This window comes from Roseateles sp. P5_B10 (genome assembly GCF_056400485.1).
This window is the reverse complement of sequence record NZ_JBFULE010000828.1, coordinates 1-2,267: the sequence shown is the minus strand read 5'-3', so window position 1 is coordinate 2,267 and position 2,267 is coordinate 1. Positions and strand designations below refer to the sequence as shown.

Annotated in this window: 2 protein-coding genes; both read right to left on the bottom strand. The window is 66.8% G+C overall.

Annotation, left to right across the window (positions count from 1 at the left end):
* On the bottom strand, positions 1 to 245 hold a 245-nt coding region (locus tag AC1DU6_RS28150), incomplete at its 3' end, for a hypothetical protein (protein ID WP_477861153.1).
* A 163-nt stretch (positions 246 to 408) separates the two neighbouring features.
* Positions 409 to 2,267 (bottom strand): TonB-dependent receptor domain-containing protein (locus AC1DU6_RS28145; RefSeq protein WP_477861151.1); only part of this gene is annotated, 1,859 nt, incomplete at its 5' end.

Sequence of the window (2,267 nt, the reverse complement as noted above, 5' to 3'; positions counted from 1 at the left end):
CGCATGTAGGCCAGCGTGACGGGGTCGTCGGCAGCCGAGTAGCTGCTCATGAAGGCGCAGGACCGCGCGTATTCGCGTGACAGCACCTTGCTCTTGGCGGCGTCGATCATGGACGGATCGACGCTCTTGTCGCGCTGGCCTGTCACCTTGACGGCGTCCAGCGTGTTGGGCGCCCCGGCAGGCGCACTGGCGACGGCCAACTGCGCCTGGCTGGCCGGGCAGGCCAGCGCGAGGCACAGCGCCACGCCGACGAGCCCCAGGTATTCGGGCCGAGCGCCGGGCCGCTCCCAAGCCGGCCCGCCATGGCGATGTGCTCGCGGCTCGATGCCGCGAGCATCGCCGTCCCCCCGGGGGACCGACCGGGCTTGCCCGCGTTCAGCGGGGCAAGACTGGGCGAGGGGTTTCATTTCAACGCGGGCTGCGCAGCGTCATGCCCACCATGTAGCGGCGGCCGTTGTAGCCATCGCCATAGATGCTGGGAATGCCGTCGGCATAGTCTTGATAGCCGCCCGTCGTGGTCTGCGTGCGCTCCCCGGTGAGGTTGCGGACGTCCGCGAACAGCTCCAGGCCGTTCTTGAACCGATAGGAGACCTTTGCGTCAATGAAGGCGGTGCGGCTGCCGAAGATGGGGGCACCCGGGTTGTAGCTCGTCGGTGCGCCGCGGAAGCTGGTGCCGATGGACGGGAAGTTGTTAACGCCCACGCTGGTTCCGGTGTTCGGCGTGAACACGAAATAGCGCGCGGCCACCACCTGCATCGCCACGCGGGCCTGGAAGCCGCCGTCGTCGTACCACAGCGAGGCATTCCACGAATACTTCGGCTCGTTGACGACCGGCAGGATTTCGCCGCTGATGAGGTCCAGCGTCGGCGCGCCCTGGGTCGAACGCACGCGGCTGTAATTGGCGTCCACGCCGGTGTAGCGCAGGATGGACGGCAGGAAGGTGAAGGCGGTCCTCACGCCAAGCTCCAGGCCGCGGCGGGTCGACGCCGGGGCGTTGTCCCACTGGGCGAACGAGAAGTCGATGTCCTTCAGCGGGGTGCTGGTGATCGGGTCGACCGCATTGCTGGTGGCGAACACCTTGTTGTTGTTGCGGAAGACGCCGATGGTGGGCGCTCCGATCAGGCCCTTCTGGCGGAAGACGCCGACCGACACGCTGGTGTCGCGATTGGCATACCACTCCAGCGACAGGTTCTGGTTGACGTTGGTCTGCGGCTTCAGCGCCGGGTTGCCGAGCGTGCCCGAGCAGCCCTGGTCGGGGGCACTGTCGTCCGGATCGGCTGATTCCTCCACGATCTGGCTGTTGGAGCAGACGACGTTGGTGCCGCCCGAGGGCAGCAGCTTGGACACCGGCGGGCGGGCGATCGTCTTGCCGAGGGAGTAGCGCAGCGCGACTTTGTCGACAACGGGCCACAGCACCAGGTTCAGCGAGGGCATCACGTCGGTCGACTTGGCCTCGACCGATGCGTTCTGCGAGAAGGTGTTCGACACGAAGCCGGCGGGGGCCGTCGGGTTGTTGATATCGAAAGCGGCGGTTTTGCGCACCGAGCGGAAGGTCAGGTAGCCGGTGCCGGTCACGTCGGTCTGCACCACGCGCACGCCGAAGTTGCCTGCCAGTTCCATACCGAAGGGCAGGGCCCAGTTCGTGAACGGCACGCGGTCGATCTCGAAGTCCGTCATCAGATAGGCGGCCTTGGACTTCTCGGTGAACTTGGTCATCGGCATGTCGTAGACCTTGCCGTCGCTGGCCGTGCAGGTGCGGAAGCAGTCCAGACGCACCGGGATGCCGGCAAGCTGGAACATCTTGTCGACGTCGAGCTGGTTCCAGCCGTCGATCAGCGTCGCCGGGCGGTCCTTGGAGCCGCCGTAGAACTGGCCGGCCGGGGCCATGGTCAGCGTCTGGCGGATCAGTTCTTCGTACTGCGCCTTGGTGAACGTGTTGGTGCCCGCCACCACGCTGCCGGTGCCGTTGTTGAGCTGGTTGTTGGGGATGTAGCCGTAAGCGCAGGGCTGGCCGTTCGCGGCCACGGAGCCGGCGGTGTTCTCGCAGCCGATGACGTTCCAGCGCGTGTTGACGCCGGGCATGTACACGCCCGGCACGAAGCCGGCCGTGCCGAAGGTGCCGACCGGGTCCTTGATCGTGCCGCCGGCGCCGCTCCAGGTGGTGCCGCCGGTGTCTCGGTAGTTGAGGCCGCCCTTCAGCGAGGTCAGGAAGGGCACCTTGTCGACCAGGTTGTAGGCCAGGTCGACCTTGCCGGTCTTTTCGGTGC